We start from the raw sequence: 2407 nt of genomic DNA on the forward strand, positions 1-2407 counted from the left end.
TCGTACTAATTTTTTTGAGTAGGTTTATGATATAATATTGTAAATAGTGCTATTGACGTAATATGATTCAAAGGAGGTAAGAGCAATGTCCGCTAAAAAGGTTACGATAGAAGAAATCAAAGCTATTGTCGAACCGATCGCACGGAAATATGGTGTTGAACGAGTGTATCTATTTGGCTCTTATGCTCGTGGAGATGTTACAGAAAATAGTGACGTGGATTTACGAGTGGATAAAGGGTCTCTTAAAGGGATGTTTGCTTTATGTGGGCTGTATACGGAAATTGAGGAAGCTTTACAGATAAAAGTCGATGTTCTGACAACGGGAAGTCTGGAAGATGATTTTCTTCGTAAAATCCAGAAGGAGGAAGTGCTTTTGTATGCAGAATAACCGAAACGCTGATGTGCTACGGCGTATCATTTCCTATTGCAGTGATATTTCTGAGGCAATTCAGCGGTTTGGGAAGGATTATACGGTGTTTACCAAAGATTCTGTTTATAAGAATGCCACGGCTCTTTGTGTTTTACAAATTGGAGAACTGACCACTCATCTTTCGGATGATTTTAAGAATACCTATACTGGAATTCCATGGGACACAAATCAAGGCATTACGTAATGTAGTTGCTCATAGCTATGAATAAAATTGACGATGAGAGCCTATGGGAAACGATTACAAGTGATATTCCGAAACTTAAGGACTATTGTTCCGGTATTCTTCAACAGCTTGATGTTCTTACGTAAGGTGACATTATGGGAAGGTCAAAATAATAGATGGGATATGATATTCGTGCGTACAGACATCTACAGCCAATAGTTGAGATGTATGGGCGCTTTTGTTATTTGTGGGACGGGATCATCCTGGCACGGCGCTCATCCTTCTCGCGGTCCCGGAAGAAGAAGGGGAGCAGTTCATCGCGGAGATGGATTAATTTTATACAGAAGGAAATTGAACTGTAATGTAAATAAAAAGTAAAACCCCGGATAAATCCGGGGTTTTAGAGGAATGTTTTGCTAATTAGGTGGTTTCTTGTAATATGGATTATCAAGATAAGTGTTGCAAATTGAGCAGTAGATCTTCTCTTCATGGGGATGATCACTTGCACTAAATAAAGTATTGTGACACTTTGGGCAGAAAAATTCAAACATCCTCGCTAACTCTTTCCTGTTTTTATAATCTTTCTGCTTCGCTTCGCTATATGTATTATACTAGAAATCCAAATAAATTTAACTAGTTATAACAGATGATATCCCTTATTTCCTTGTATTAATGAGGAATTATATTCAATTGCTCACTTGGAAAAAGCTATCCGGGGAGACGGCGAGTAAGATTGTTGAAAACATGGCGAAGACGCTGAAAGTATGCAAGACAAATTTATCGATTAATACGACCCATTCCGAGAGGAGTTAAATCCAGCGGCCACCTGGTCGTAATCCTCACTACGGAACAGAAGAGTTCATTGTGGAGAGTATTATATGGATAGAGAAACTCTCAAACAGGATGCTCAAGAGGGGATAGATATGGAACAAATCAAAAAACTCCTGAATTATGCCAGCAAGCAGTTACCGATGTGGAACTGCAGCAGATCGTCGGGGAGCCGCGCAAGGAGCTCTCCTTTTCCGTGTGGGGCAGGGAGAAGTAATCGCTTGAAGGAGAAATTGCCTGTGTGTTGAATATAGTTATTAAAGATTTAACCATAATAAATGGCTTTGACCGAAGGTGAATACACAGCGTTCTGAGTGGAAAAACAAAGGAGTTGTTTGGAATTGTTTACGTTACTGGCAACCTTAAAAGTAAAACCTGGCAAAGAGGTCGAAGTGACCGGAATTTGTACTCAATTGGCCAAGGAAGTTCTTTCTAAGGAAAAGGACTGTTTGATGTACATACCCCATGTAGTAAAGAATGACCCAACTGAAATAGTCTTCTTTGAAAAGTACAAGGATAAAGAGGCCTTCAAAGCCCATGGGAGTTCAGCTTATTTTCAGGAAGCAGCCCAAAAGTTTGAAGACCTACTAGAGGGTAAGATCCAGGTTAAATTTCTTGAAGAAGTTTAATAGGCAGCAGCGAGCGATTGATGCCAAACATAAAAGTAATAAGTAAGAGGAGGCCTTCGCGTGTTGATGCGAAAGCCTCCATTACTTTACTTATCTCAAATAACTACATCGCAATTTTTCCGTCTGTGTTTTCATTTATCTTCTGGAATATGTCCATTCGAGCAATTGGAATCAGCCAAGCGGGGATATTTCTGAATCTAATCCCTGTCTTTACTGCCATTATTAGCTGGATTTAGGAGAAAGAATTACGGGAACTCAGGTCCTTGGCGGATCGCTCGTCTTCCTGGGAGTATATCTAACATCAGGAATGTTGAATCATAGATTTGCGGTCCTATTCTCGAAGCACAAGTGATTAGC

General features: G+C 39.8%; 3 protein-coding genes. All 3 read left to right on the plus strand.

Annotation, left to right across the window (positions count from 1 at the left end; genetic code table 11):
• The first annotated feature begins 85 nt into the window (after window positions 1-85).
• The 3 genes from UF75_RS25415 to UF75_RS25430 all read left to right on the plus strand — a co-directional run bounded on the left by UF75_RS25415 (window position 86) and on the right by UF75_RS25430 (window position 2050).
• Window positions 86-388, plus strand: coding sequence for a nucleotidyltransferase domain-containing protein (locus UF75_RS25415; RefSeq protein ID WP_034141097.1), 303 nt, complete (start codon window positions 86-88; stop codon window positions 386-388).
• Window positions 378-614 carry a hypothetical protein gene (locus tag UF75_RS25420; RefSeq protein WP_242860433.1) on the plus strand — a complete coding sequence of 79 codons (237 nt, stop codon included), beginning with the start codon at window positions 378-380 and terminating at the stop codon, window positions 612-614. Before UF75_RS25415 ends, UF75_RS25420 begins: the two co-directional genes overlap by 11 nt.
• A 1148-nt stretch (window positions 615-1762) precedes the next feature.
• Window positions 1763-2050 (plus strand): putative quinol monooxygenase, encoded by a 288-nt coding sequence (locus tag UF75_RS25430; RefSeq protein WP_045577305.1) that lies wholly within the window; start codon window positions 1763-1765, stop codon window positions 2048-2050.
• Window positions 2051-2407: the final 357 nt, after the last annotated feature.

It is taken from the genome of Desulfosporosinus sp. I2 (genome assembly GCF_000960765.1).
Classification (GTDB): Bacteria; Bacillota; Desulfitobacteriia; order Desulfitobacteriales; family Desulfitobacteriaceae; genus Desulfosporosinus.